The sequence below is a fragment of the Arthrobacter sp. 8AJ genome (assembly GCF_902506025.1).
GTDB lineage: Bacteria > Actinomycetota > Actinomycetes > Actinomycetales > Micrococcaceae > Arthrobacter.
This window is the reverse complement of sequence record NZ_LR733289.1, coordinates 4,168,494-4,193,450: the sequence shown is the minus strand read 5'-3', so window position 1 is coordinate 4,193,450 and position 24,957 is coordinate 4,168,494. Positions and strand designations below refer to the sequence as shown.

Sequence of the window (24,957 nt, the reverse complement as noted above, 5' to 3'; positions counted from 1 at the left end):
CAGGGACTTGGCTCTCAGGAAAGAGCGGGTGGGCAACGTTGTGCGCGCCACGGTGCGCAAGGGTCCAGCCCTGCCATGGAAGACAATTGGGGTGGAGAGAAAAGGCGCCGGTGACTGCCGGCTGCGCATGCAACACTACCCTAACGTGAGGGTTGAGCCGGATGGGTGACGTGATGGTGAAAGAGATGACCGCCGAAGAAGTGGTGGCCACAATGCATATCGGCGAACTCGCGGACCGTTCGCAGATGTCCCTGCGCACCATCCGCCACTACGACGAGGTGGGCCTGCTCAAACCGTCCGGCCGCACCGACGGCGGATTCCGCCTCTACACCGAGCGCGATTTCGCGCGCCTGCTGCTGATCCGCAGGATGAAACCGCTGGGGTTCACGCTCGAAGCCATGGCCGGGCTCCTGAAGGTCATTGACGCCCTGGAGGCGGCCGCGCCGGGCGAGGATGTTACGGCCATCAGGACTGAGTTGAACGGTTTCATTGAAGAAGCAGCGCGGCGCCGTGCGAAGTTGGAGGAACAACTCGGCATGGCAGACGAGTTCCTGGCGCTGCTGCGCGCTCGGTAGGGGACCCGCCGCTGTTGCCAAACTGTGCCTTGCCGCGCGGCCATGGCCCCGGGGCAGCAGTAAGCACGGCTGATAAAATGACCGGGTTGCAGGGCGGCCCAGAGAGCCGGTGCAACCAGTGCCGTAACAAAGTAGGGGACCACACAATCATGACGGCAGGCGGGTCACACCTTGAGACGTCGGAGAGCCGGCCGGGCAAACCGGTCGACGCCTCCGCGCCCGCCAGGGGCCGCGCCTACCTCGCCACCATCGAAGGTTTCATCGGCGCCCTCATGATGTTTGTCGGCTCCATCGGCACGGGCTGGATCGCCAACGGCTCGCCCATGATCCGCCAGCCGGTGGTCATCGCGCTCCGCACCGAGGGGTGGGGTGTTGCCGTATCCACCGTGCTGCTGACAGCCGGCGCCATGCTCCTGATGCGCTCCTGGCTGAGGCTGGGCCAGCGCCTGGGGGACTGGGGGCAGTCCTCGCTGCGGTCCGTGGTGGTGGCCATCTCCGCCTGGTCCCTGCCGCTGCTGTTCTGCGTCCCGGTCTTTTCCCGCGACGTCTACGCCTATACCGGCCAGGGCCGCCTGGTCCAGGAGGGCCAGAACCCGTATGAGGTGGGCATTTCCACCCTCAACAACTGGTTTTCGCTGGGCGCCGACCCCGCCTGGGCCGAGAACCGGACCCCCTACGGGCCGTACTTCCTGTGGCTGGCGCGCGCCGTCGTGGGGCTGACCGGCGCCCAGCCCGACGCGTCAGTCCTGCTCTTCAGGCTCCTGGCCGGCGTCGGCGTCCTGCTCTGCGTCATCTACGTCCCCAAGCTGGCCGAACTGCACGGCATCAACGGTGCTCGGGCCCTCTGGATCTCCGTGGCCAACCCGTTGTTCCTCATCAGCTTCATCGCCAGTGCCCACAACGACGCACTCATGGTGGGGCTCGCCGTCGCCGGTGTCTACCTGGCCGCCACCCGCCGCTACCTGCCGGGCATCCTCCTGGTCACCGCCTCCATCGGCATCAAGCCCATCACCGTGCTGCTGCTGCCGTTCATCGGGGTCATGTGGGCGGGCCCCTCTGCTTCGTGGCCGCGCAAGTTCCTGATGTGGGGCGCGACGGCGGGCATCAGCTTTGGCGTGCTGGCCCTCAGCGGCATCCCCTACAACCTGGGCATCGGCTGGACCTGGGCCATCATGGACCCCACCCCCGGCTACACGGGGTACTCGCCGTCGGGCTTCCTGGGCCAGCAGGTGGAGATGCTCGCCAACGCCCTGGGCCTGCCCGGGGGAACGCTGGCCACCTGGCTGAGGACGGCCATGAAGTGGGCCGCCATCGCCCTGGTCCTGCTGCTGATGTTCCGCGGCGACTACTCCCGTGCGGTGCGCCGGATGGCCCTGGCGTTCACCGCCGTGGTGATGCTCTCACCCATCATCCAGCCCTGGTACATCCTGTGGTTCCTGCCGTTCCTGGCCGTCACCGGCATCCGGGACGACTGGCAGATCCGCTCGCTGTACGTGGGCGTGACGTTCTTCGTGGTGTTCGGCGCGCAGGACCAGCTCTCGGTCTGGTCCTTCGTGGAACTGCCCATCGACGCGTCTTCCCTGGCGTTCTTCACCGCCCTGGCCTTCACGTTCTACCTGCTGGTGCTGGACGTCCACACCCGGAAACTGCTCATCGAGGGAAAGCCCCTGGACCTGGCCCGGCGCGGGTGGCAGTGGGCTTTGGAACGGCGGGCGGTACGCCGCACCCGCGCACCCCAGGCCCCAGCCGCCGTCGACCGGTCCGAAAGCCGCTAGCCGGGCGGCCGGCCACATAAAAAGCTAGGCTTCCGCCGGCACCCGCGTGGAGGTCTTGCGGCCCAGTTCCGCCGTGCGCTTCACCGACCACCACAGCAGCACCACCAGGAGCACGTTACGGGTGGTGAGGATGGCCGCCATGACCGGGTGGGCGTGGATCAGGGGCGTGTAGAACAGCGGGTAGATCACGAACGTTGTCATGGCAATGCCCATCAGCAGGGCCGCGGGCACCTTCCAGCGCTCCCAGTCGTGGGCCAGGCCGGCGATGATCACCGGGGCCAGCCAGATGATGAACTGCGGCGAGCCCACCTTGTTGAAGACGATGAACGCGGTGACCATCATGAGGGAGCCCTCAAGGAACAGTTCCTCGCGCTCGGCGCCCCGCCGCATGGCACGCACCAGCAGGATGGCGGCGGTCACGGCGGCGAGGACCAGCAGCGGCTGCATCAGGAACGCTGCGGTACTGGCTCCGGGGCCGTAGACCTCGGTGGAGTTGATGGCCGTGTTGTCCGCCATTTTGGAGCCGGCGATGTGGAAGACGCTCAGCCAGACCCACGGTGTGGAGAAGGTGGCCTCGAGCTGCATGCCGCGCTCGCCCTGGTTGAGCAGGAAGTCCATGATGTGCGGCAGCCCGCCGGTCAGCCAGGTCCCCAGTCCAACGACGGCGGTCACGGCGGCACCGGCGAGCACCACCTGGACCCGCTTGTGGCTCGCGATGACGATGGGTACCAGCACGGCTGCAGGCCACACCTTGATCCAGGTGGCCACGCTGAGCAGGACGCCCGCCACCACGGGCCGGTCAGCCGCGTAGAGCAGCGCGATCAGCACGATCGGTGCGGTGATGCCTTCCACCCGGGCGAAGCTCAGGTAGCCCATGAAGACGGTGAAAAACAGCCACCACCAGGCCGGCGCAACGCCCGTCACCTTCCGCGGGCCGCGGGTGAGGTAGAGCAGGCCGACGGCGTTGAGCGCCGTGATGATCAGGAACCACACCAGGAGGTAGAGGCTTGGCCCGGCGATGTTCGCCAGGAAGATGGGGATCTGCGCCAGCACGGGGTAGACCCAGGGGCTGATCTTCCCGGTCAGGTCCGCCGGGTTGTACCCGGCCATGGCCCACTGCCGGTACTGCTCGGTGTCGCTGAACGTATCGCCGTTCAGGAAGAAGGACGCCATCCAGCCCAGGAAGTACAAGTGGACGACGGCGAAGCCCCACCACACGCTGGACGGACGGGCGAACCAGTCCACCACCTTGGCTGGCAGGACTTTGCTGCGGACCGTCACCAAACGGTCAAAGAACCTTGTGGAAATCTCAGGTCTCCTTGAGCGCGGGGGCGGGTGCGGCGGTCTTCTTGCCCAGTGAGTACAGGCGCCGGACGCTCCACAGGAACAGGACCACCAGCAGGATGTTGCGGATGGTCAGCACCAGTGCCATCCACGGGTTGTTGTGGCTGAGGGCGTCGTAGAAGAGGGGGTAGATGAAGTAGGTGGCCACGGCGATGGCGATCAGCATCAGTGCCGGGACGCGCCATTCGCGCCAGCTGTGCGCCAGGCCGACGGCGACGGCGGGGCCCAGCCACACCATGAACTGGGGCGAGCCCACCTTGTTGAACACCACGAAGGCGGCGGCCAGGGCGAGGGCGCCGGCCAGAAGCAGCTCGGTCCGGTCCACGCCGCCGGCCACCTTGTGCTGCTTGCCGTTGTGGAGCGCCCAGAAGGCCAGGCCTGCCACCAGCAGGGCGGCCAGGACCAGGAGCGGCTGCATCAGCACGGACATGGTGGCGGTGCCGGGGCCGTCCACCTGCATGGAGTTGATGTCCGTGTTCATGTACATCCGGGAGCCGCCCACGTTCAGGACGGAAAGCCAGAGCCACGGGGTGGTGAAGGTGGCCTCGAGCTGCATGCCGCGGTCGCCCTGCTGGGTGAGGAAGTTCAGGAGCTTGGGGACGCTGCCCAGGGCTGCCGCCAGCGCAACGACGCCCGCCGTCGTCGCGATTCCTGCCAGCACCACCAGCAGGCGGTTCTTCACGACGGCGAACAGGGCCAGCATGATGGCCGCCGGCCAGACCTTCACCCAGGTGCCGATGGCCAGCAGGACCGAGGCGATGAACGGGCGCTGGACGCCGTATGCCAGGGCCACGAGGACCAGCGGGGCGGTGAGGCCGTCAACGCGGGCGAAGCCGAGCCAGCCCATGAGGAACGTGAAGGCCAGCCACCACCAGCCCGCGGGGATGGCGTTGGCGTTGCGGCCGCGCCCGGTGAGTTTCAGCAGCGCCCAGCCATTGAGGACGGTTGTCATGAGGACCCAGAGGAAGAAGAACGGTCCAGGGCCTGCGAGGCCCGCAATAGCCATGGGGATCAGGGCCAGGATGGGATAAACCCAGGGGCTGGGGCCGCCCCGGAGGTTGGCGTCGTTGAAGCCGGCCATGGCCCAGTCGCGGTAGATGAAGGTGTCGCTGAACGCCTCGCCGCGCAGGGAGAGCGAAGCTGCGAAGACCAGGAAGACCAAATGGACCACGATGAAGCCGCCCAGCAGTCCGCGCCCGGAGTTCAGGCCGCTCCGCACGGGCGCGGGGAGGATGACATTGCGGATCCTGGTCAGATTGCCGAAGAGAGCGTCGGTGGAAATGGCGGAATCCTTGTCAGGTCGTTGCACAGTCAGCGGTCGCGCAATAATGGCTCGGGTGGGCCGCGAGGCGGGTTTCGGAGGCAGATGGAAGCCCCGGAAAACGGCTCCCACTCCCTTTCAACTCTAATTGACAGCGCCCTGCGGCCAGTAATTGTCAGGACAAAGGGTGGCGCCCAAGGCGCTGACCTGCGTCATTTATCTAAAGTTGCTGGCACATTTTTGCTCAGGCACCATGGGTCGAGGCGCGAAAGCGCCAACCGCCTATGCAGCCAGGGGGAGCGCTGGGCGGGGTATGCCCACCCATCCCCTGAAAGACACAGGCAACATCCATGAACTTCCCCCTGACCCTCACCGTCTCCGACCGCCACAGCATGGACACCGAGCTGGACGCCGCGGTCGCAGCTGCTAAGGCCCATGCACTGATCGGCCGCCGCCACGGCATCCTGGTGACCCGCCATGGCGCCGACAAGTTCACGGTGGACCTCAGCGACGCCGTCCCCTTCGGCCTCACCCGCGAACACCAGGCCTGGTAGGCCCCTTCAGCCGGCGGCTGACACAGCCGGCCCCCTGGCACAAAGCCGGTCGTCGAACTTACCCTGCCCCTGACGGCGGCGCCCGCTTGCCGCGTCTAGCTGCCGGCGCTGCCGTCAGTGCCGGCGTCGCCCGCTTGCCGCGTCTAGCTGCCGGCGCTGCTGTCCCCGCCGCCGCCCACGCGGTTGCTGCGCTGCTGCAGCCGGTCGATGTGCTTTGACGCCTCCGCCTTGCTCAGGTCAGCGGGAAGTTCCTCCCCCGCCTCGCGTGCAAGGGTATCGAGGTAGCTGCGCTGGGCTGCCGTCATGGGCTCGTCCCCGGTCACCCAGTCTTCCGGGTCCCTGTTGAGCCCTGCGTTAGGTTCGGGTTCCGGGCTGCCGATCGTTTCCTGGTTGCTGTCGCTCATGGGTACGAGTCTAGGCCGGGGCGCAGACATTCCACTGGAGCGTGCGCTCTGGAGTGCCTCCGCTTGAATAAGTCGGGGAATCATGGAGACGTTGAGTAGGTAGACGCCGGACATCAACGCAGCCAGGAGAATGACTCGATGGATACCAAGCTCAAAGTCGCAGTGCTCGGGACGGGAATCATGGGAGCGGCCATGGCCCGGAACCTCGTGCGGGCCGGTCACGAGGTTTCCGTGTGGAACCGGGATGCGGCCAAAACGGAACCCCTGGCTGCTGACGGCGCCCGGCGTGCCGCCAGTCCCGCCGACGCCGTGGAAGCGGCCGACGTGGTCCTGACCATGCTCTATGACGCCGCCGCGGTGGAAGAAGTGGTCCGGGCTGCAGCCCCGGGCTTCCGGCCAGGCACGGCCTGGATCCAGTCCACCACCGTGGGTGTGCAGGACGCGCCCGCTGTGGCCAAACTGGCCGCGGAGCTCGGCCTGGACCTGGTGGAGGCGCCCGTGTCAGGCACCCGCGCGCCCGCGGAAGCCGGCCAGCTCCTGGTGCTGGCCGCCGGGCCTGACGCTGTGCGCCGGCGGGTGGCACCGGTGCTGGATGCTATTGGCGCCCGAACCGTCTGGACGGGGCAGGACCCCGCTGAAGGGTCCGCCGCGCGGCTCAAACTTGTGGTGAACAGCTGGGTCATTGCCGCCTCCAACGCCGCCGGCGAGGTGGTTGCCCTTGCCCAGGCGCTCGGGGTCGATCCGCAGCAGTTCCTCAACGTAATCGACGGCGGCGGACTGGACCTTCCTTACCTGCGGACCAAGATGGGGCTCATCCTGGATGAGGGACTCGAGCCTGCGTCCTTCGCCGTGGACACCGCCTGCAAGGATGCACACCTGATCGTCGATGCCGCCGCTGAGCAGGGCCTCAAGCTCGACGGCGCCGAAGCGTTCGCCGCCCGGCTGGACCGGGTGGCAGAACAGGGCCGCGCCAAGCAGGACATGGCTGCGGCGTACTACGCCAGCAGGTAGCAGCCGGGGCTCCCAGAGCAGGCTGGATAGCGCTTGCCCGTTGACGTAATGCACGTCACCTTCTATATTGGATGAATCGATTCAAGAGCTGCCGCCCAAGCCCGTCCCCCGTGGGTTTCTGCGCAGACACCGCCCCAACTGTTTCCAGGGGTTTCGGTTCCTTGCCAATGAAGACGAAGGACAAGCACATGAGCACCACCCCAACCCGCGTGGCCCCTTCCAGTCCAGCTGCTGGGGCGGGTCTGCGGGATCCCAAGAAGGCGGCAATGAGCGGCTGGATCGGAAGTGCCCTTGAGTACTACGACTTCGCGCTGTACTCGCTGGCTGCCACGCTGATCTTCCCGACCATCTTCTTTCCCGCGGAAAACCCGACCGTTGGGATCATTGCCTCCCTTGCAACCTATGCGGTGGGATACGTCTCCCGCCCGGTAGGCGCCGTCGTCCTCGGTGCTTACGGGGACCGGCGCGGACGCAAGAAGGTGCTCGTCTTCGCCATGCTGCTCATGGGCTTTGCCACCTTCGCCGTCGGGCTCCTGCCCACGTACGGGCAGGTGGGCCTCCTCGCCCCCGCCCTCCTGGTGATCCTCCGCCTGATCCAGGGCTTCGCGGTGGCCGGCGAACTGGGCGGCGCCAGCGCGATGATCGTCGAACACTCGCCGGATGCCCGGCGCGGCTTCTTCGCCAGCTTCAGCCTCCAGGGCACCCAGGTGGGGTCGATCCTGGCCGCCGCCGTCCTGCTGCCGCTCGCCGCCCTCCTTCCGGCTGACCAGTTCGGCTCCTGGGGCTGGCGCATCCCGTTCCTGCTCAGTGCCGTCGTCATCTTTGCCGGCTACCTCATCCGCCGCCGCGTGACCGAGCCTCCCGCCTACGCCGCGCAGCCCGGGACCGCCGGGGCCGCGCAGCGCTTTCCACTCGCCGAGCTCCTGCGCACCCGGCCGGGCGCACTGCTCCGCTGCATCCTCATGACCTTCACCAATGTCATCGGCATGGCCACCCTGATCTTCGGCGTCTCCTTTGCCACCCAGAAGGGCTACGGCAACGGGTTCTCCAGCAGCGAGTTCCTGTGGGTGACGCTGGTGGCCAATATCGCGGCCGTGGCCACCATTCCGGTGTTCGGCGCGCTCTCGGACAGGATCGGCCGGCGGATGCTGATGGCGGCCGGCGGCGTCACCGGCGGCGTCCTGGTGACCGGATACCTCTGGGCGATCGAGCAGGGGAGCCTGCCACTGGTCTTCGTCTGCGTGGTGATCGTGCAGGGCATCTTCTTCCAGATGTGGAACGCCACATTCGCCACGTTCTTCCAGGAGCAGTTCCCCATGCGGATCCGGGTGACCGGCTTCGCTGTTTCGCAGAACATCGGGCTCATGATCGTGTCGTTCTTCCCGAGCATTTTCACCGCGATCGCCCCTCCCGGTTCCGCGAACATCCCGCTGACCATCGGACTGACTACGCTCGGCATCTGCCTGGTCTCGGCCGTGGCCACCCTGATGTGCTCCGACACCAGGGGTACGTCCCTGGAGGACCTGGAAACGCAAAAGACCGGACGAGCCGCAGACCGCGCTTAGGTCCGCCGTCAACCAGTCAGAAGGAGGGGCAGCGCGTGCTGCCCCTCCTTCTTCGTGGGCCGGCCTGTGCCCCGGGCAGGGCGGCATGCACGCAATGACGATTTGTATAGATGTATACAAGTATGATGACTGGCGGAGGTACAAACGATGCCAGAATCACCCGCCCGGAACACCGGCGCTCACTTTGTCTACCAGGAACTCAAGCGCCGCATCCTCAGCCTTGAGCTGAAACCGGGGGAGCGCATCTTCGAACCGGCGATGGCATCGGCGCTGCAGGTGAGCCGCACGCCGCTGCGTGAGGCCATCCGGCGCCTCATCTCGGAAAGCCTGCTGGAACAGCAGCCCACAGGCGGGGTGCTGGTGCCGGCCCTTGACGAAGCTGCCATTTCGGAGCTCTACGAGGTCCGCGCGGCAATGGAATCCCTGATGGCCCGCAACGCCTGCCTGAAAGCGACGCCTGCTGACATCGAAGCCCTGCACGGCATCCTTGAACGCAACGCCGCCATGGTGACGTTCGCCGACGACGCCATGCAGCAGGGCATGGCGCTGCACTCAAAAATCGCCGCGATCGCCGGAAACTCCTGGGCCCGCCGCTTCCACGGCCAGATCTCGAGCCATATGGAGCGGTACCGGCACTTCACCAACAGCACCCAGGAGCGCCGGGACCAGGCCCTGGCCCAGCACCGGACCTTGGTGGATGCGGTGGCCGGGGGCGATCCGGACAAGGCTGCCGCCATCGCTTTCGAGCACGTGATGGGCGCCCGGGACGCCGCGGTGAGGGCCATCTCCGGCGCCACAACCAGCGCATGATCGGTGAACTCGGACGGCTCACGTCCACGGCCCTGCTGGTCCATTCCGCACTCATCCAGGCCGTCACCTTCCTGGTCCGCCCCGCCGCCACCTACCGTGCGCTCGAGCTCGATGTCCCCGGCTTCGCCCTGGGCCTGCTCGCCGCCAGCTACGCCGTCTTTCCGCTGCTGCTTGCCGTGCCCACGGGTGGCCTGGTGGACCGCCTGGGTGAGCGCCGGCTCATGGCGATCGGGTCCGCCGTCGTCCTCTCCTGCTCTGCCTTCCTGCTGCTGTGGGGATCCTCGATCGTGGCCCTGGTCATCGGAACCGCGCTGCTGGGGGCCGGGCAACTGGCGTGCGTCGTGGGGCAGCAGGCGGTGGTGGCCAACAATGCCGCTTCGTCCCGGATGGACTCCGCGTTCGGATACCTGACCTTTGCCGCGTCCCTGGGGCAGGCCCTGGGGCCGTTGGCGATTTCCCTGGTGGGCGGCGCATCCATCCGTCCCGACACCCAGGCGATCTTCCTTCTTTCGGTCGTCATGAGCCTGGTGCTGTTCGCCACCACCTTTGTTGTCCCGGCCCACGTCAGCGCCGGGAAAAGGCAGGCCGTTTCCGCCGGGACGGGCAGTGCGGTATCGCTGCTGAAGTCACCCGGCGTGGCCCGGGCCCTCGCCACCAGCGCCACCGTCCTGGCCGTGGTGGACCTGACCATGGTCTACCTGCCGGCCCTCGGCGCCGACCGTGGACTCACCGCGGCAACCGTGGGCGCCATGCTGACCGTCCGCGCCGTCTTCTCCATGGTGTCGCGGCTCCTGCTGGGCCGGGTGTCCCGGAGGATTGGCCGGATGCGGCTGCTGGTGGTGAGTCTGGCCCTGTCCACCGCGGCGCTGGCAGCCGCAGCCATTCCCATGCCGGCGTGGCTGCTCTTTGGTGTTATGGCCGTGCTGGGGCTGGGGCTGGGCATCGGCCAGCCACTGACCATGTCCTGGCTTTCGGCGCAGGCGCCGGCCGGGCAGCGGGGGCGGGCGCTGGCCCTGCGGCTCGCCGGCAACCGGGTGGGACAGGTGGTCCTCCCCAGCGCCATCGGCGTCGTTGCCGCCGGGCTGGGTGCGGGCGGCGTGTTCCTGGCGTCAGCCGTCGTGGTGGGAGGGACGCTCCTGCTGCTTCGCGGGGTGCAGCTGGACTGACAGCTGCTGCCCAGCGTCACGCCGGGCAGGCTTTCAGGCAGCGCACGACGGCGGGTCCCCGGGTTTCCGGGGATTCCCCGTCCCAGGTGGGCCGAAAGCGTGCCATGCGTGACGCCGTCGTCCGCCTTTTTGTCGCGGTAGGCGGTTGCGGCGAGGGTCAGTAGACGGAGCCCTCCAGCAGCTCGGAGAGCCGGCCGGCCGCACGGCGCAGTTCCGGAACCCCGGCTTTCAGGGTAGCCTCGCTGGCTGCTTCCACCGGGCTGGTGAGCGAGATCGATTCGGTGGGCCGGCCCGTCCGGTTGGGCACGGCCATGGCCACCGACAGGACGCCGGTGGCACGCTCATCGGCGGAGAACGCATAGTCGGTTCCAGGTTCCGGGAGCCGCGCACGCAGTTCCTTCGCTGTCAGCTCCGCGTCTTCCTGGCCGGCCGCAACGGCCGCCGCCACCGCCTGCTGAAGTTCGTCATCGGACGCCGATGCGAGCAGGATCTTTCCTGCGGCGCCGAGCGTCAGCGGCAGTCGCTTACCCAGCGGCAGGTCGTAGCGCAGCGGTGCCTCGCCGTCCACGCGCGCCACCAGGATTCGCTCGAACCCAAGCCGCGAATACAGCGACGCCGTCAGCCCGGTCTGCGATGCCACCTGCTGCAGGACGGGGCGGGCAGCGACCACCAGGGGATCGTTCTCCAGGAAGCTCCGTGCGGCGGGCAGGACGGCCGGGCCGATCCGGTAGGACTTGTCCGTCTGGCTCACCATCCCGAAATCCTGCAGCACCCGGAGGATCCTCAGCGTGGTGGGCAGGCTCATGCCGCAGTTCCGCGCCAGGTCACTGAGCCGCTGCGGCCGTTCGGCCCGCTGCAGTTCGGCGAAGACCTCCATGGCCCTCGAGAGGGAGCGCATGTTCGAGGACTTGGGGCCCTCTTCTGCCGCGCCGGCCGTGGTGGAAGTCGTCGTTGCCATTCTTTCATTCTATGTAAGTTTCTTGCGCTTGACAGTACCTGTGTCTCCTGTCACTATTTCTCAGTACGCAATATAGTTTCATTCTATGAAATGCAATGACGCGCTGTGAAAAGGAAACTCATGACAACGGAGTCAGTCACGACAAAAGCAGGGAGCACCGTCCGGGTCGCGTCCGGTGTGCTGGCGGGGATCGGCGCCTTCGCCGCCGTCGGCATCTATGTCCTGGTCAGCTCGGCCAGCCTGGGGTTGTGGACGTCGCTGGGCCCTGGCGCCGGAATGTTCCCCTTCGCGATGGGGGCTCTCCTGGTGGCAATGTCGGCCGTCTGGCTCCTCCAGGAACTCCGCCGGCCCAGCGCCAGGGGCGAGGGTGTGGACAAAGAGGTGGTCATCTCCGTCGTGGCCAGCCTGGTCATCCTGGCGTCCGTGATGGACCTGCTGGGCTTCCAGCTGAGCATGTTCGCGTTCCTGCTCTACCACCTGAAAATCCGGGGACGCCGGGCCTGGGTGCCCTCACTGATCATCGCCCTGGCGGGAAGCGTCGGCGCTTTCTACGCCTTCAACTACGGCCTGAACGTGGCCCTTCCCGTATCGGCATTTACTCCGCTGAACCTGATCGGACTCTAGGCATGGAAACCCTCAACGAACTGGTCGGCGGCTTTGCCACCGCCATGACCTGGCAAAACCTGCTGTTTGCCTTCCTCGGCTGCCTGCTCGGCACCATCATCGGCGTCCTGCCCGGCGTCGGACCCGTCGCGGGCGTGGCCCTGCTGATCCCGCTGACGCTCAACCTCGACCCGGCCGGGTCCATCATCATGCTGTGTGCCATCTTCTACGGCACCCAGTACGGCGGAACCATCACCAGCGTCCTGCTGAACACTCCCGGCGAAGCCTCCTCGGCCATCACCACCATCGACGGCTATGCCATGACAAAAATGGGAAGGGCCGGTGCGGCGCTGACGCTGGCCGCCGTCGGCTCCTTCATCGGCGGCACCATCGCCACCGTCGGCCTGGTCGCCGCCGCGAAACCGCTCGGCGAGATGGGCCTGCTGGTGGGGCCGCCCGAGTTCTTCGCGCTCATGGTGGTGGGCATCTCGCTGCTGGTCGCCCTGGCCGGAAAGTCCATGGTCAAGGCCCTGATCTCCGGCGCCCTGGGCCTGCTGATCTCCATGGTGGGCATCGATCCCGTGGCCGGAGCACCGCGCTTCACCTTTGGCATTGACAACCTGATGGACGGGGTCAGCTTCGTTGCCGTCATCGTCGGCGTCTTCGGGCTCTCCGAAATCCTCTCCTTCCGCCGGAACGAGCCCACCCCGGTGGTGCATGCGCCAGGTTTCCGGCAGCTGTTCCCGTCCAGGACGGAATGGCGCCGCAGTGCACCCGCCATGGCCCGCGGGACCGGCGTCGGTTTCGGACTGGGCCTCATTCCCGGCATGACCGGCTCCGTGTCCTCGCTCCTTTCCTACGCCACGGAAAAGAGGTTCTCGCGGTTTCGCCACCAACTCGGCAAGGGCGCCGTCGAAGGCGTGGCCGGTCCGGAGACCGCCAACAATGCCCACGCCAACGCTGCCCTCATCCCGCTGTTCACCCTGGGCATCCCCGCCTCGCCCACCATCGCCGTGCTGATGGGCGCATTCCTGCAGCAGGGCCTCACCCCGGGACCCAGCCTGTTCACCGAACACTCGGAGATCGCCTGGGCCATCATCGCCAGCCTCTTCATCGGAAACGTCCTCCTGCTGCTCCTGAACGTCCCGCTCGTGGGGCTGTGGACCTCCATCCTGCGCGTGCCCACCCCCATCCTGACCGCAGTGATCCTCGTGTTCATGGTCATCGGGGCGTACACCATCAACTTCAGCGTCTTCGACGTCTACGTCATGATCGGCTTCGGCCTCCTGGGCCTGGCACTGCGGAACCTCGACATTCCGCTGGCCCCGATGGTGCTCACCCTGGTCCTCGGGCCGCTGATGGAACGCTCGCTGCGCGAATCGCTGGAAATATCCCAAGGCGACTTCACCGTCTTCACCAGCCGTCCCATCTCCGCCGTGCTGATCGGCCTTGGCCTGCTCATCATCTGCAGCCCCCTGCTCAAGCTCCGCAAACCCAAGGCCCTCATGGAGGACCCGGAAGCCTGATTCCCCACCACTACGCGCATTTCCCGCACCACTTCAAAGGAGAAGAACCATGTCACGCAAGAAGATCATTGCTGCCGTCGCAGCTGCGTCCCTGCTCGCCCTCACCGGCTGCGGCGCCAACGCCGGAGCCGGCAACTCCGCCGCAGCCGCCGGCGACTTCCCCAAGAAGGGCAAGTCAATCGACCTGATTGTCGCCTTCTCGTCGGGCGGCGCCGTGGACACCGCCGCCAGGCTCATCCAGCCGGTCCTCGAAAAGGAGCTCGGCACCAACGTCGAGGTCATCAACAAGCCCGGTGCCGGCGGCCAGATCGGTTACACGGCCCTGACCGGCGCCAAGCCGGACGGCTACACCATCGGCGCCACCGGATCCCCCTCGGTGGTGGTCTCACCCCTGGACCCGGCCCGCGGCGCGAAGTACACCAGGGACAGCTTCCAGCCGCTGGGCCGGCAGGTCATCGACCCCACCGTCATCGCCGTCCAGCCGGACAGCCCGTACCAGACCCTGAAAGAGCTGCTGGAAGCGGTCAAGGCCAAGCCGAAGTCACTCACCGCCAGCACCACCGGGATCCAGACCGGCGAACACTTCGCCCTGGCCCAGATCCAGGAAAGCACCGGCTCGGAGTTCGCGCCGGTCCACTTCTCCGAGGGCGCCTCCCAGGCCACCACCGCATTCCTGGGCAAGCACGTGGACGTCCTGGTGGCCAACGTCAGCGACGTGAACGACCTCAGCAAGCAGGGCAAGGCACGGGTGCTGGGCGTCATGTCCGGGGACCGCGCCCCCTCGCTGCCGGAGATCCCCACGTTCAAGGAATCCGGCTACGACCTGACCGCCGGCACCGCCCGCGGATACTCCGCGCCCGCCGGGCTCCCGGCTGACGTGGCCAAGAAGCTCGAAGCCGCCATCGAGAAGGCCATCGAGGACCCGGCCGTGGTGCAGAAGATGAAGGACCTGGGCCTGCAGACCAGCTACCTCAACGGCACCGACTACCAGAAGTTCTGGGCAGGCCAGGAAGACGACTTCAAGAAGGTCCTCCCGCTGGTCCAGAAAAAAGACTGACCCCTCCACCCCTAAAGGAACCGACCATGACAACTCCAGCCCTTGATACCAGCGCCGACTTTGCCCGCCCCGACCAGGGAACCGTGGACCGGCTCGCCAAGCTGCCCGCCGCCAATATCGGTGACGCCATGGACCGGCTCGGCGTCGCGGACTCCGCCATCCAGGCCGTGTGGCCCGGTGCGAAGCTCGCCGGACCGGCGTTCACCGTGTGGACCCGTCCCGGCGACAACAAGGGAATCCATGCCGCCCTGCAGCTGGCCCGTCCGGGAGACGTCATTGTGGTCGCCGGCGGCGCCGATGAATCCCGCGCCCTCCTGGGTGAACTGATCGGGGAGCGCGCCATCAACCTCGGCGTCGCGGGCTTCGCGCTGGACGGAGCAGCGCGCGACGCCGAGGCGCTGGGTGAGATCGGCATGCCCGTCTTCGCCCGGGCTACTTCGCCCGCCGGCCCCTACAAGGACGGCCCGTTCAGGCTGGGAACCGCCGTAGCCTTCGGCGGCGTCCCCGTCCTGCCCGGCGATGTCATTGTCGGTGACTCCGACGGCGTGGTGGTTGTCCCCCGGGAGCAGGCCGCCGCCGTCGCCGAAGCCGCCGAAGCGGTGTTCGCGGATGAAACCGGCCGCCGCCAGGCCATCGTCGCCGCCCGCAACTGAACCGCACCACCACCAGAACGTCACCAGAAGGAACAGAGCAAAACCATGACAGCTTGCACCGTCATTGGCCTCGGCGAAGCCGGAGCCACCTATGCCGCAGCGCTCGCAGCTGCGGGCCACCAGGTCACCGGGTTCGACCCCGTGGCCCCCACCACCCCGGAAGGCGTCACTCGGATGGCCACGGCGGCCGAAGCGTGTGCCGGGGCAGACATCGTCCTGGTGATGACCGGTGCGGCAGCTGCCCGTAAGGTGGCGCAGGAATGCCTGCCGGTCCTGGGTGACGGCAGCGTCTACGCCGACTTCACATCCTCCTCCCCGGGCGTCATGCAGGAACTCGGACAGCTGCCCAGCAAGGCCGGCTTTGCCGACGTCGCCATCCTTGGCCCCGTCTCCGCGCTGGGGGAAAAGACGCCGCTGATGGTGAGCGGCCCCGGCGCCCAGGCTGTTGCCGGCCTGCTGCGTCCCCTCGGCGTGCAGGTGGAAATCGCCGACGGCGAGCCTGGGGCTGCGATGGCCCACAAACTGCTGCGCAGCGTCCTCATGAAGGGCCTGGCGTCCGTGGTGGTGGAAGCGGTCACGGCCGGCAAGGCAGCCGGCCTGGAGGACTGGATCCGCGGCCAGATCGCGAACCAACTGGCAGGGGACGGCCAGGCTGTCATCGACAGGTTCCTCACCGGAAGCGCCAAGCACGCCGTCCGCCGCTCCAAGGAAATGCAGGACACCGCCAGCTACCTCTCGGACCTCGGTGTCCCGGCCGAGATGACCACCGCCTCCGCCGCAGCCCTCGCCCGGATGGCCCAGAACGCGGAACCGGCCTTGCGCTGACCGCGCAGCAGGGCACAATCAGGAACGGGAAATACGTGATTTCAACAGCAACCGGCATTCCGCCGTTAGGAGCAGCAGCATGATCGGCATCTGGGCACTGGGCGCCTACCTTGCCGTGATCCTGCTTTGGACGACTGCAATCAAGCGCAGCGTGGGGGAGGCCATGATCCGGGGCTTCCTGGTGGTCCTGCCGTTTACCGGGGCCGCCGCGGCACAGGTGGGTTGGTCAGCGTTCTACTCGGCAGCGACCGACGAGATTGTCTACGCCACCATGGCATTCGTCTTCATGGGCTACCTGTTGGATAAGGGCGGCGTGCTGGACCGGTTGATCGACCTGCTGAACTCGCTGATCGGCGGGGTGAAGGGCGGTCCGGCGTGGGTCTCCACCGTGGCCTCGGCAGGCCTGGGCGGAGTGGTCCACAACCAGGCGGCCATCGCCGCGACGGTGGGCTCGGTGACCATTCCCTGGATGGAAAAGTCCAGGCTCGACAAGCCTGCTGCCGCAACCCTCGTGGCCGGGAACGCCGGCATGGGCATCACCTTTCCGTTCAGTGCCTCCATGTTCGTCCTGGTCGGTTCCGCCACGGTGGGGCCTCTGCTGGACATCAACGCCCTGGTCCTTCCCCTGCTGTTCGGCGGCCTGTGGTGTTTCCTGCACCGGCTCATCGTCACCTGGCTGCTCATCAGGAAGAGCGGGATGGCGCCGCTCGACGCCGCCCACCGCCTGCCTTTACGGGCTGCGTTCCGCCAGGGGTGGGCCACGCTCCTGCTGTTCGTCGTCGTCGCCATTCCCTTGGTCATCACCTCAGGCTTCCTGACCTCGGCGCTCTCCGACTGGACCGGTGGGGATGTCAGCAAGTCCGTCAGCGTGATCGTGTGGATCCCGGTGGTCCTCCTCATGACGGGTGCCCTGCTGGGCCGGAAGAAACTGCCCCGCACCGGCCGCGACTGGGGAAACCTGCTGCACGGTTCGGCCCCGCGGTTCGGCATCGTGGGCGTTACAGTTCTCTTCGCCTTCGCCGGAGCCAATGCCCTCGCCGCCACGGGCCTTCCCAAGCAGATGACCGCCCTGCTGAACGGCATGAACCTTCCCCTCTGGCTGCTCGCCATCCTGATCGGGCTGATCGTCATCGCGGTCGCGGCCCCGCTGTCCGCCACGGCCACCATGGCCGCCGTCGGTACGGTCGGCGTCGCAGCCCTCGTTGCGGCCGGTGTGCCGGCCACCACCGCTGCCGTGGCTGTCCTGGTGTTTTCCTCCTGCGAGGCGGCGGTCCCACCCGGCGGGGCACCGCTCTATGTTGCCTGCGGCATTGCGGACGTCAACCCCATCAAGACTTTCGCCCGCCTGCTCACCCACTATGCGCTGCCCCTGCTGGTCATCGGCGTGCTGATCATCCTCGGCGTCCTGCCGATCTAAGGAACCACCATGAACACAACCCGCAGGATCACCGGAACCGTCTTCACCTTCACCCTAGGAGCCCTCCTCATCGGCGGCGTCCTGTTCGTTGCCGGGCAGGCCGCGGGCCTCGTGGCCGGGCAAAACGGCTGGCTCGAGTTCTTCAACAACGTCATCAAACCGCCCCTCTGCATTGCCGCATCGGTGTGCGCGGTGGCCGGCTTCCTGCTCAGCTACAGGCGGCCCGGGAAAGAGGCCGGGCAGAAACAGGAAGCCACCACCCGATGACTGCCCACGGAACGTTTCCCACTTACGCGGAACTCCTGGCGAGGGAGGGCGACCTGGCGGGAACATCCTGGGGCCTCTTTCCGGAGCCCGACAGGGGTACACCGTCCTTCATCACCCCCGCGGCCGTCCTGGAAGCCAGGAACAGCATCCGGACCGGCACCGTGTTCGGCCTGGACTATCCCGCCGACGCCTTTGATCCGGGGATGTCGCTCAAGCGCGGAGCACCCCGGCACACCATCTACTCCTCCCATCCCGCCCACCGCGATGACTACCTTGACGGCTATTACCTCCAGGGGTCGACGCAGATTGACGGGCTCCGGCACCGCCGGGCCGATGACGTGGGGTTCTACAACGGCGTCCCGGACCACCGGGTCACCGAAGGCACCCCGGACCTGGGGGTCCAGGAATGGGCCGAACACCCCATCGCCGGCCGGGGCGTCCTGGTGGACCTCGACGGCTTCCGGAACGGCATGGGCCAGCCCATCGACCACGCAGCCGGGGAACCGCTGGGCTTCGACCTGATCCACGCGGCCATGGAGTCCCAGTCCCTGGCCACCCGTCCCGGCGACACTCTCATGCTCCACACCGGGTGGTGCGAATGGTTCCTCGCCCTGGACCCGGAGGCGAAACAACGGCTCCGTGAGAGCCGGAAGGCAACAGGCGTGGCGCAGTCGCAGGAGTTCGTGGCGTGGGCGTGGGACAGTCAGTTTGCCGTGATCGCCGCCGACAACTTTGCCTTCGAATGCCTCCCCGCGGTCCCGGGAAGCCCCTACCGGGAGTCCGCGGTCAACGACCACGGCATGATGCACCAGCAGCTCCTGGCCAAGCTCGGCATGCCCCTGGGTGAGCTCTGGCGGCTCGGCCCGCTGGCTCGGCACATGCGCAGCACGGGCAGGTGGGACGCGTTCATCAGCATCAAGCCGCTGAACATCACCGGGGGCACCGGCTCCCCGGCCAACGCCACCGCCATCATGTGAGCTGAAGGCACGCCCGCGTCACGCCGGGCAGGCTTTCAGGCAGCGCACGACGGCGGGATCCCGGGTTTCCGGGGCTTCCCTGTCCCAGGTGGGCCGAAAGCGTGCCATGCGTGACGCCGTCGTCCGCCCACCGTCCGGTTCCACTGGGCAGAAGCCGCCCGTTGCCCGCGGGCCCGTTGCCAGGCAGGCTGTAGGAATGACGAAGCTGCAGCCCGCCGCCAACCACTCAGGCCTCGACGCCGCCGCTGTTGCCTCCGGGATCGAGCCGCGCCCGGCCGGGGTCATCGGGCTGGACCCGGTGCTGGCAGGGATCTGGGACCTCGCCGCACCGTACCTTCAGGTCCGGGACAACGACGCCCACACCCTCTATGCCTTCGGCCTGGCCCGCGCCCTGCTGGACGCCCACCCGGAAGCGGACGCCGCGGTGGTGCTTCCAGCCATCCTGCTGCACGACACCGGCTGGTCACAGGTCGCGCCCGGTGACGTCCTCGCCGCCATTGCACCGGGCGGCGGCAGGCCAGACCTGGTGCTGCTGCACGAAAAGGAGGGGGCGCGCCTGGCCGCGGACATCCTCGCCGAGTGCCGTTACGACCACACCAGGATCCCCGCCATCCTGGACATCATCGACGGCCACGATTCCCGGCGGGAGGCCCTCTCCATCGAGGACGCGATCGTCAAGGACGCGGACAAGACCTGGCGCCTCAGCCCGCACGGCCTCGACACCGTCATGGACTGGTTCGGGCTGGACCGCGGGCAGGCCCTGCGGCTGTGCTCCCAGCGCGTGCACGGCCATCTGTTCACCGCGGAGGCGCAGGCCGTGGCGCGGTCACTGTCGGCACTGGAATCGGTCACCCTCTGGCCGCAGCGGCAACGCCTGCTTGGCTGACCTGGAAACCGGCGCGGCCCGGAGGCGTTCCCGCGCTTAGACTCTTTCCGGACGCTGCCGGCACCCTGGGCCCAGCGCCAGGAGCGAGGAGGCCCCATGGCCGGCGGCAGCCGCGACCCCGGACGGACAGTGACGTCCAAAGTGCTGTCCATCCTGGAAGCCTTCGAGACGTCCCGGGGCGCCCTGAGCCTGACCGATATCGCGGACAAATCCGGGCTCCCCCTCAGCACCGCGCACCGCCTGGTGAACGAACTGACCGACTGGGGATTCCTGTCGCGGGAACCGAACGGCCGCTACCAGCTGGGCATCCGGCTGTGGGAGCTGGCGCAGAACACCGGCCGCCAGCTGCGCGATGCCGCCCACCCCTACATCCAGGACCTGTTCTCACTGACCGGCGAGACCGCACACCTGGCCATCCGTGCCGGCAATGAGGTCCTCTACATCGACCGGGTCTACGGCTCCAAGCGTGTGCCCCGCGCATCCCGGGTGGGCGGCCGCCTTCCCATGCACGCCACCGCCGTCGGGAAAGTCATCCTGGCGTTCGAAGACGACTGGGTGCGCGACGCCTACCTTCACCGGGACCTGGAACGCGCCACCGCCCACACCCACATCGATCCGCAGAAATTCACCGCCGAGCTGGCGGACATCCACGCGCAGGGCTACGCCACCACCCTCGAGGAAGTGCGGCTTGGCTCGTGCTCCATTGCTGTCCCGGTGTTCCATACCGGCCGGATCGGCGCCGCGATCGGCCTGGTGCTGCCCACCGCCCAGGCATCCACCATGACCAGGTACCTTCCCGTCCTCAAGGGCATCTCAGCCCAAATCGAAAAGGCCACCGCGCGGATCCCCCTGGAGACATTGATCGGCGTCCACAAAGCCCCGCGCTTCTGACGTTCGCTTCCGTCCAGTGGAAGCCGGCGCTGTCCCCGCCCGGTGATGTGGACCACACTGGTCACTAAGAAACCCCCGCCGCCCCGAGGCGCCGGGCGGAGCCAAGTCACCAGGAGTCAACATGTCATCGTCGACAGAAACGGCTGGCCGTTGTCCTTTCGGGTACGGCGCCGAAGCCCCCGCCGGGCACCACGGCTACGAACCCTTCCAGATGAAGGATCCCTTCACCGCCTACGCAGAGCTCCGGGCCGAGCAGCCCGTGATGTTCGATGAGCGCACAGGCCTGTACGTCGTCTCCCGGTACGACGACATCAAAGCCGTCTTCGAGGACTGGGAAACGTTCTCCAGCGAAAACGCCCAGGCCCCGGTCCGGGAACGCGGACCCGCTGCGAAAAAGATCATGGAAGAGGGCGGCTTCACCGCCTACTCCGGCCTGTCCGCGCGCCGTCCGCCGGAGCACACCCGCATCCGCGCCGTAGTGCAGAAAGCCTTCACGCCCCGCCGCTACAAGGCGCTGGAACCGTTCATCCGGCAGAACGTGGTGGACCTGCTCGAAAAGATGCTGTCCCGCGGAGAGCGCCGCGGGGATCTGGTCAAGGACCTGGCCTACGACGTTCCCACCATCACCATCCTCACCCTGATCGGGGCGGACGTTTCCCAGGTGGACACGTTCAAGCGCTGGTCCGACTCCCGCGCGGCCATGACCTGGGGCGACCTCAGCGACGAACAGCAGATCCCGCACGCCCACAACCTGGTGGAGTACTGGCAGGAATGCCTGCGACTGGTCCGCCTGGCCCACGAACAGGGCGGCGACAACCTCACCGCAGACTTGGTCAAGGCCCAGCAGGACGGCGCCGAAATCTCGGACCACGAGATCGCCTCGGTCCTCTACAGCCTGCTCTTCGCCGGGCACGAGACCACCACCACCCTCATCTCCAACGCCCTGCGCGAGCTCCTGGCCCGTCCGGAGCAGTGGCAGCAGCTGGTGGCGGATCCCAAGAAGATCCCCGCCGCCATCGACGAGGTCCTCCGCTACGCCGGCTCCATCGTCGGGTGGCGCCGCAAGGCCCTCAAGGACACCGAGGTGGGCGGCGTGCCGATCGAAAAGGGCTCGCAGCTGCTGCTCCTGATGGGATCCGCCAACCGCGACGAAACCAAGTTCACCGACGGCGAGGACTTCGACATCACCCGGCCGAACGCCCGCGAGCACCTCTCCTTCGGGTTCGGCATCCACTACTGCCTGGGCAACATGCTCGCCAAGCTGCAGGCGAAAATCGCGCTCGAGGAGGTGGCCCGGCTCGCCCCCGGGCTGCAGCTCGACGCCCCCGGGGACATCGCCTTCCGCGAAAACCTCTCCTTCCGTGTTCCCGAGACCGTTCCTGTCACCTGGAAGGCCTAAGCACCATGCACAGCAACGATTACGTCCAGTTCTTCGACGGCGGCATCGAGCCGAAGCTTGAAAACCTCGGCGGCAAGGGAGCGTCCCTGGTCACCATGACCTCCGCCGGCATGCCCGTTCCGCCCGGCTTCGTCGTCACCACCGCGCAGTTCGATGCCTTCATGGACGAAGCCGGCATCACGGCAAAGATCCACGAACTGCTGGCCGGGCTGGACCCTGAGGACACCCGGCAGGTGGACCAGGTGTCCGCGTCCATCCGCGAGGACATCTGCTCCCGCCCCGTCCCTGAAGAACTGCGCAGCATGACCATCGCCGCCTACGAATCCCTGATGGGACGCTTCGACGCCCCCGTCCCCGTGGCAGTGCGCTCCAGCGCCACCGCCGAGGACCTGCCGGACGCCTCCTTCGCCGGGCAGCAGGACACCTACCTCTGGCTGGACGGCGTCAAGGCAGTCACCGACCACATCCGCCAGTGCTGGGCTTCGCTCTACACCTCCCGCGCCATCATCTACCGGCTCAAGAACAGCATCCCCAACGAAGGCCTGTCCATGGCCGTGGTGGTGCAGAAGATGGTCAATTCCAAGGTTTCCGGCGTGGCCATCACCATGGACCCCACCAACGGCGACCGGTCCAAGATCACCATCGATTCCTCCTACGGCGTGGGCGAGATGGTGGTCTCCGGCCAGGTCACCCCGGACAACATCGTGCTGGACAAGGTGACCCTCGCCGTCGTCACCGAACACCTGGGCGACAAGCACGCCGAGCTGGTCCCGGACGCCGGCGCCAAGGGCCTGGTGGAACGCGAGGTCGACGACGAACGCCGGGGCCGCCGCAGCCTCACCGACGCCGAGCTCACCGCCGTCGCCCAGATGGCCAAGCGGGCCGAGAAGCACTACAAGTGCCCGCAGGACATTGAGTGGGCCCTCGACGCGGACCTCCCCGACGGCGAAAACCTGCTCCTCCTGCAGTCCCGGCCGGAAACGGTCCACTCCTCGAAGCCTGCCGCGGTGACCGCGCCCCAGCCGGTCGTCACCGGCGGCTACTTCAGCGGCTTGAGCACCCCCGCGCTCAAGCCGACTGCCTGACCCCCGTCCGAGGCTTCACCCCCACCAAGGCTCACCGCCGAGCCCTCCTGAAAGGACCGCCATGTCCATGAAGTCGTTCCCCAAGCCCTCCGAACTGCCGGTTCCCGCCGGGGCCGAAGGCTGGGAAAAGATCTACCCCTACTACCTGGTGTTCCAGGACAAGCTCAAGGAGCAGGAGGACGCCAAGTTCTGGTTCTGCGACAGCCAGCACTGGCCCACTGTGTTCAAGCCCTTCGAGACCATCGGCGGCGAATTCGCGGTCAAGTGCCTGGGCCAGTACAACGCCAGGCACCTCATGATCCCCAACGCCAACGGCATCGAGTTCCGCATCCACCTGGGCTACCTCTACATGTCCCCCATTCCCGTCCCGGAGGACCAGATCGCCGCCCGCGTGCCGCTGTTCGAGCAGCGCGTCGGCCACTACTTCCAGAACTGGGAGCAGCTGCTCAAGGACTGGCACGTCAAGGTCAAGGGCACCATCGCCGAGATGGAAGCCATCTCTTTCGCCAAGCTGCCGGACATGGTCCCGCTCGAGGACATCACCTCCGGCAAGGGCAAGGACGGTTCCGAGAAGCTTCTGGAAAGCTACGACCGGCTCATCCAGCTGGCCTACCAGAACTGGCAGTACCACTTCGAGTTCCTCAACCTGGGCTACATCGCCTACCTGGACTTCTTCAACTTCTGCAAGCAGGTCTTCCCCAACATCCCGGACCAGTCGATCGCCAGCATGGTCCAGGGCGTGGACATGGAACTGTTCCGGCCCGATGACGAGCTCAAGCAGCTCGCCAAGCTCGCCGTCGAGCTGGGCCTGCAGCCCCACTTCGGAAACACGGACGACGTCGAGGCTACTTTGGGTGCCGTCGCCGCCGCACCGGGCGGGGACCGCTGGCTGGCCCAGTATGAAGGTGCCAAGGACCCGTGGTTCAACTTCACCGTGGGCAACGGCTTCTACGGCCACGACAAGTACTGGAACGTGAACCAGGAAATCCCGCTGGGCTACATCGCCGACTACATCCGGCGCGTGGACGAGGGCCAGGAGATCATGCGCCCCGTTGAGGCGCTCATCGCCGAACGCGACCGCATCATCGAGGAATACCGGGACCTCCTCGAAGGCGACAACCAGGCCGTCTTCGACGCCAAGCGCGGCCTCGCAGCCACCGCCTACCCCTACGTGGAGAACCACAACTTCTACATCGAGCACTGGACCATGGGCGTCTTCTGGCGCAAGATCCGCGAACTCTCCCGCATGATGCATGCCGAGGGTTTCTGGACCCAGCCGGACGACCTGCTCTACCTGGGCCGCAACGAGGTTCGCGACGCCCTCTTCGACCTCGTCACCGGCTGGGGCGTGGGTGCCAAGCCCATCGGCCCCGACTACTGGCCCGAGGAAATCGAACGCCGCCGCGGCATCGTGGACGCCCTCAAGACCGCCCGCCCCGCGCCTGCACTGAACACCCCGCCGGCGTCCATCACCGAACCCTTCACCCGGATGCTCTGGGGCATCACCACCGAACAGGTCCAGCAGTGGCTGGGAGCCGGTGAAGAAGTGGAAGGCGGCGGACTGCGCGGCATGGCTGCCTCGCCCGGCGTGGTGGAAGGCCTGGCCCGCGTGGTCACCGACGCCGACCAGCTCTCCGAGGTGCAGCAGGGCGAAATCCTGGTGGCCACCGTGACGGCGCCGTCCTGGGGCCCCATCTTCGGCAAGATCAGCGCCACGGTCACGGACATCGGCGGCATGATGAGCCACGCCGCGATCGTGTGCCGGGAGTACGGCCTGCCCGCGGTTACCGGAACGGGCTCCGGGTCCACCACCATCAAGACCGGCCAGCGGCTGCGTGTGGACGGCACCAAGGGCACGGTCCAGATCCTGGACGCCGAGGACGACCTTGTGGTTGCCGGACCCGGCGCCCACAGCCATAGCCATGTCTGATCTGGACATGCCCTCAGG

General features: G+C 67.2%; 24 protein-coding genes. 20 read left to right on the top strand and 4 right to left on the bottom strand.

What is annotated here, in order from left to right; translation table 11 throughout:
* Positions 1 to 173 precede the first annotated feature (173 nt).
* Together BACI349Y_RS19530 and mptB are read left to right on the top strand one after the other, a co-directional pair.
* A complete protein-coding gene (locus tag BACI349Y_RS19530; protein ID WP_201302543.1) occupies positions 174 to 575 on the top strand; it encodes a MerR family transcriptional regulator in 402 nt (133 codons plus the stop codon).
* A 149-nt stretch (positions 576 to 724) separates the two neighbouring features.
* Entirely contained in the window at positions 725 to 2,350 is a 1,626-nt protein-coding gene (mptB, locus tag BACI349Y_RS19525; protein WP_159634852.1) for a polyprenol phosphomannose-dependent alpha 1,6 mannosyltransferase MptB, read from the top strand.
* Between the two features lie 24 nt (positions 2,351 to 2,374).
* On the opposite strand, the gene BACI349Y_RS19520 is transcribed toward mptB, so the two are convergent.
* Entirely contained in the window at positions 2,375 to 3,631 is a 1,257-nt protein-coding gene (locus BACI349Y_RS19520) for a glycosyltransferase 87 family protein (protein ID WP_159634849.1), read from the bottom strand.
* Positions 3,632 to 3,659: 28 nt separating this feature from the next.
* Positions 3,660 to 4,949: a glycosyltransferase family 87 protein gene (locus BACI349Y_RS19515; protein ID WP_201302542.1), complete on the bottom strand. Its 1,290-nt coding sequence runs from the start codon at positions 4,947 to 4,949 to the stop codon at positions 3,660 to 3,662.
* A gap of 356 nt (positions 4,950 to 5,305) precedes the next feature.
* Here BACI349Y_RS19515 and BACI349Y_RS19510 point away from each other — a divergent pair, with 356 nt between their 5' ends.
* Complete coding sequence (locus BACI349Y_RS19510) at positions 5,306 to 5,509, top strand: hypothetical protein (protein ID WP_159634846.1); 204 nt, start codon at positions 5,306 to 5,308, stop codon at positions 5,507 to 5,509.
* Positions 5,510 to 5,652: 143 nt separating this feature from the next.
* Here BACI349Y_RS19510 and BACI349Y_RS19505 read toward each other — a convergent pair whose 3' ends face one another.
* A complete protein-coding gene (locus BACI349Y_RS19505; RefSeq protein ID WP_159634843.1) occupies positions 5,653 to 5,913 on the bottom strand; it encodes a DUF3072 domain-containing protein in 261 nt (86 codons plus the stop codon).
* Positions 5,914 to 6,051: 138 nt separating this feature from the next.
* On the opposite strand from BACI349Y_RS19505, the gene BACI349Y_RS19500 reads away from it, so the two are divergent.
* The 4 genes from BACI349Y_RS19500 (at position 6,052) to BACI349Y_RS19485 (ending at position 10,465) form a co-directional block, all read left to right on the top strand.
* Entirely contained in the window at positions 6,052 to 6,924 is an 873-nt protein-coding gene (locus tag BACI349Y_RS19500; RefSeq protein ID WP_159634840.1) for an NAD(P)-dependent oxidoreductase, read from the top strand.
* A gap of 188 nt (positions 6,925 to 7,112) precedes the next feature.
* Complete coding sequence (locus tag BACI349Y_RS19495; protein ID WP_159634837.1) at positions 7,113 to 8,489, top strand: MFS transporter; 1,377 nt, start codon at positions 7,113 to 7,115, stop codon at positions 8,487 to 8,489.
* Positions 8,490 to 8,636: 147 nt separating this feature from the next.
* Positions 8,637 to 9,299: a GntR family transcriptional regulator gene (locus tag BACI349Y_RS19490; RefSeq protein ID WP_159634834.1), complete on the top strand. Its 663-nt coding sequence runs from the start codon at positions 8,637 to 8,639 to the stop codon at positions 9,297 to 9,299.
* Positions 9,296 to 10,465 (top strand): MFS transporter, encoded by a 1,170-nt coding sequence (locus BACI349Y_RS19485; protein ID WP_159634831.1) that lies wholly within the window; start codon positions 9,296 to 9,298, stop codon positions 10,463 to 10,465. Before BACI349Y_RS19490 ends, BACI349Y_RS19485 begins: the two co-directional genes overlap by 4 nt.
* Positions 10,466 to 10,622: 157 nt before the next feature.
* Here BACI349Y_RS19485 and BACI349Y_RS19480 read toward each other — a convergent pair whose 3' ends face one another.
* Positions 10,623 to 11,423, bottom strand: coding sequence for an IclR family transcriptional regulator (locus BACI349Y_RS19480; protein ID WP_159634828.1), 801 nt, complete (start codon positions 11,421 to 11,423; stop codon positions 10,623 to 10,625).
* 120 nt (positions 11,424 to 11,543) lie between these two features.
* Between BACI349Y_RS19480 and BACI349Y_RS19475 the strand changes: the two genes are divergently transcribed.
* The 13 genes from BACI349Y_RS19475 to BACI349Y_RS19415 all read left to right on the top strand — a co-directional run bounded on the left by BACI349Y_RS19475 (position 11,544) and on the right by BACI349Y_RS19415 (position 24,939).
* The gene (locus BACI349Y_RS19475) at positions 11,544 to 12,047 is read left to right on the top strand and encodes a tripartite tricarboxylate transporter TctB family protein (protein WP_159634825.1); all 504 of its coding nucleotides are present in this window, start codon (positions 11,544 to 11,546) and stop codon (positions 12,045 to 12,047) included.
* Positions 12,048 to 12,049: 2 nt separating this feature from the next.
* Positions 12,050 to 13,552 carry a tripartite tricarboxylate transporter permease gene (locus BACI349Y_RS19470; RefSeq protein WP_159634822.1) on the top strand — a complete coding sequence of 501 codons (1,503 nt, stop codon included), beginning with the start codon at positions 12,050 to 12,052 and terminating at the stop codon, positions 13,550 to 13,552.
* A 49-nt stretch (positions 13,553 to 13,601) separates the two neighbouring features.
* The gene (locus BACI349Y_RS19465) at positions 13,602 to 14,609 is read left to right on the top strand and encodes a tripartite tricarboxylate transporter substrate binding protein (protein ID WP_159634819.1); all 1,008 of its coding nucleotides are present in this window, start codon (positions 13,602 to 13,604) and stop codon (positions 14,607 to 14,609) included.
* A gap of 26 nt (positions 14,610 to 14,635) precedes the next feature.
* The gene (locus BACI349Y_RS19460; RefSeq protein ID WP_159634816.1) at positions 14,636 to 15,262 is read left to right on the top strand and encodes a methyltransferase; all 627 of its coding nucleotides are present in this window, start codon (positions 14,636 to 14,638) and stop codon (positions 15,260 to 15,262) included.
* Positions 15,263 to 15,307: 45 nt separating this feature from the next.
* Positions 15,308 to 16,087 carry an NAD(P)-dependent oxidoreductase gene (locus BACI349Y_RS19455; protein WP_159634813.1) on the top strand — a complete coding sequence of 260 codons (780 nt, stop codon included), beginning with the start codon at positions 15,308 to 15,310 and terminating at the stop codon, positions 16,085 to 16,087.
* 79 nt (positions 16,088 to 16,166) lie between these two features.
* Positions 16,167 to 17,504 (top strand): TRAP transporter large permease subunit, encoded by a 1,338-nt coding sequence (locus tag BACI349Y_RS19450; RefSeq protein ID WP_159634810.1) that lies wholly within the window; start codon positions 16,167 to 16,169, stop codon positions 17,502 to 17,504.
* Positions 17,505 to 17,513: 9 nt separating this feature from the next.
* Positions 17,514 to 17,771, top strand: a complete 258-nt coding sequence (locus tag BACI349Y_RS19445; RefSeq protein WP_159634807.1) for a hypothetical protein — start codon at positions 17,514 to 17,516, stop codon at positions 17,769 to 17,771.
* A complete protein-coding gene (locus tag BACI349Y_RS19440; RefSeq protein ID WP_159634804.1) occupies positions 17,768 to 18,748 on the top strand; it encodes a cyclase family protein in 981 nt (326 codons plus the stop codon). Before BACI349Y_RS19445 ends, BACI349Y_RS19440 begins: the two co-directional genes overlap by 4 nt.
* 196 nt (positions 18,749 to 18,944) lie before the next feature.
* Positions 18,945 to 19,634, top strand: a complete 690-nt coding sequence (locus BACI349Y_RS19435) for an HD domain-containing protein (RefSeq protein WP_159634801.1) — start codon at positions 18,945 to 18,947, stop codon at positions 19,632 to 19,634.
* 96 nt (positions 19,635 to 19,730) lie between these two features.
* Positions 19,731 to 20,525, top strand: coding sequence for an IclR family transcriptional regulator (locus BACI349Y_RS19430; RefSeq protein ID WP_159634798.1), 795 nt, complete (start codon positions 19,731 to 19,733; stop codon positions 20,523 to 20,525).
* A 121-nt stretch (positions 20,526 to 20,646) separates the two neighbouring features.
* Positions 20,647 to 21,924 carry a cytochrome P450 gene (locus BACI349Y_RS19425; RefSeq protein ID WP_159634795.1) on the top strand — a complete coding sequence of 426 codons (1,278 nt, stop codon included), beginning with the start codon at positions 20,647 to 20,649 and terminating at the stop codon, positions 21,922 to 21,924.
* 5 nt (positions 21,925 to 21,929) lie between these two features.
* On the top strand, positions 21,930 to 23,009 hold the full coding sequence (locus tag BACI349Y_RS19420; protein WP_159634789.1) for a PEP/pyruvate-binding domain-containing protein: 1,080 nt from the start codon (positions 21,930 to 21,932) through the stop codon (positions 23,007 to 23,009).
* 61 nt (positions 23,010 to 23,070) lie between these two features.
* A complete protein-coding gene (locus BACI349Y_RS19415; protein ID WP_159634786.1) occupies positions 23,071 to 24,939 on the top strand; it encodes a PEP-utilizing enzyme in 1,869 nt (622 codons plus the stop codon).
* The last annotated feature ends 18 nt before the right edge of the window (positions 24,940 to 24,957 follow it).

Coding starts and splice junctions, on each gene's coding strand:
- BACI349Y_RS19530 (WP_201302543.1), top strand. CDS start 174: ATGGTGAAAGAGATGACCGCCGAAGAAGTGGTGGCCACAATGCATATC.
- mptB (WP_159634852.1), top strand. CDS start 725: ATGACGGCAGGCGGGTCACACCTTGAGACGTCGGAGAGCCGGCCGGGC.
- BACI349Y_RS19510 (WP_159634846.1), top strand. CDS start 5,306: ATGAACTTCCCCCTGACCCTCACCGTCTCCGACCGCCACAGCATGGAC.
- BACI349Y_RS19505 (WP_159634843.1), bottom strand. CDS start 5,913: ATGAGCGACAGCAACCAGGAAACGATCGGCAGCCCGGAACCCGAACCT.
- BACI349Y_RS19500 (WP_159634840.1), top strand. CDS start 6,052: ATGGATACCAAGCTCAAAGTCGCAGTGCTCGGGACGGGAATCATGGGA.
- BACI349Y_RS19495 (WP_159634837.1), top strand. CDS start 7,113: ATGAGCACCACCCCAACCCGCGTGGCCCCTTCCAGTCCAGCTGCTGGG.
- BACI349Y_RS19490 (WP_159634834.1), top strand. CDS start 8,637: ATGCCAGAATCACCCGCCCGGAACACCGGCGCTCACTTTGTCTACCAG.
- BACI349Y_RS19485 (WP_159634831.1), top strand. CDS start 9,296: ATGATCGGTGAACTCGGACGGCTCACGTCCACGGCCCTGCTGGTCCAT.
- BACI349Y_RS19480 (WP_159634828.1), bottom strand. CDS start 11,423: ATGGCAACGACGACTTCCACCACGGCCGGCGCGGCAGAAGAGGGCCCC.
- BACI349Y_RS19475 (WP_159634825.1), top strand. CDS start 11,544: ATGACAACGGAGTCAGTCACGACAAAAGCAGGGAGCACCGTCCGGGTC.
- BACI349Y_RS19470 (WP_159634822.1), top strand. CDS start 12,050: ATGGAAACCCTCAACGAACTGGTCGGCGGCTTTGCCACCGCCATGACC.
- BACI349Y_RS19465 (WP_159634819.1), top strand. CDS start 13,602: ATGTCACGCAAGAAGATCATTGCTGCCGTCGCAGCTGCGTCCCTGCTC.
- BACI349Y_RS19460 (WP_159634816.1), top strand. CDS start 14,636: ATGACAACTCCAGCCCTTGATACCAGCGCCGACTTTGCCCGCCCCGAC.
- BACI349Y_RS19455 (WP_159634813.1), top strand. CDS start 15,308: ATGACAGCTTGCACCGTCATTGGCCTCGGCGAAGCCGGAGCCACCTAT.
- BACI349Y_RS19450 (WP_159634810.1), top strand. CDS start 16,167: ATGATCGGCATCTGGGCACTGGGCGCCTACCTTGCCGTGATCCTGCTT.
- BACI349Y_RS19445 (WP_159634807.1), top strand. CDS start 17,514: ATGAACACAACCCGCAGGATCACCGGAACCGTCTTCACCTTCACCCTA.
- BACI349Y_RS19440 (WP_159634804.1), top strand. CDS start 17,768: ATGACTGCCCACGGAACGTTTCCCACTTACGCGGAACTCCTGGCGAGG.
- BACI349Y_RS19435 (WP_159634801.1), top strand. CDS start 18,945: ATGACGAAGCTGCAGCCCGCCGCCAACCACTCAGGCCTCGACGCCGCC.
- BACI349Y_RS19430 (WP_159634798.1), top strand. CDS start 19,731: ATGGCCGGCGGCAGCCGCGACCCCGGACGGACAGTGACGTCCAAAGTG.
- BACI349Y_RS19425 (WP_159634795.1), top strand. CDS start 20,647: ATGTCATCGTCGACAGAAACGGCTGGCCGTTGTCCTTTCGGGTACGGC.
- BACI349Y_RS19420 (WP_159634789.1), top strand. CDS start 21,930: ATGCACAGCAACGATTACGTCCAGTTCTTCGACGGCGGCATCGAGCCG.
- BACI349Y_RS19415 (WP_159634786.1), top strand. CDS start 23,071: ATGTCCATGAAGTCGTTCCCCAAGCCCTCCGAACTGCCGGTTCCCGCC.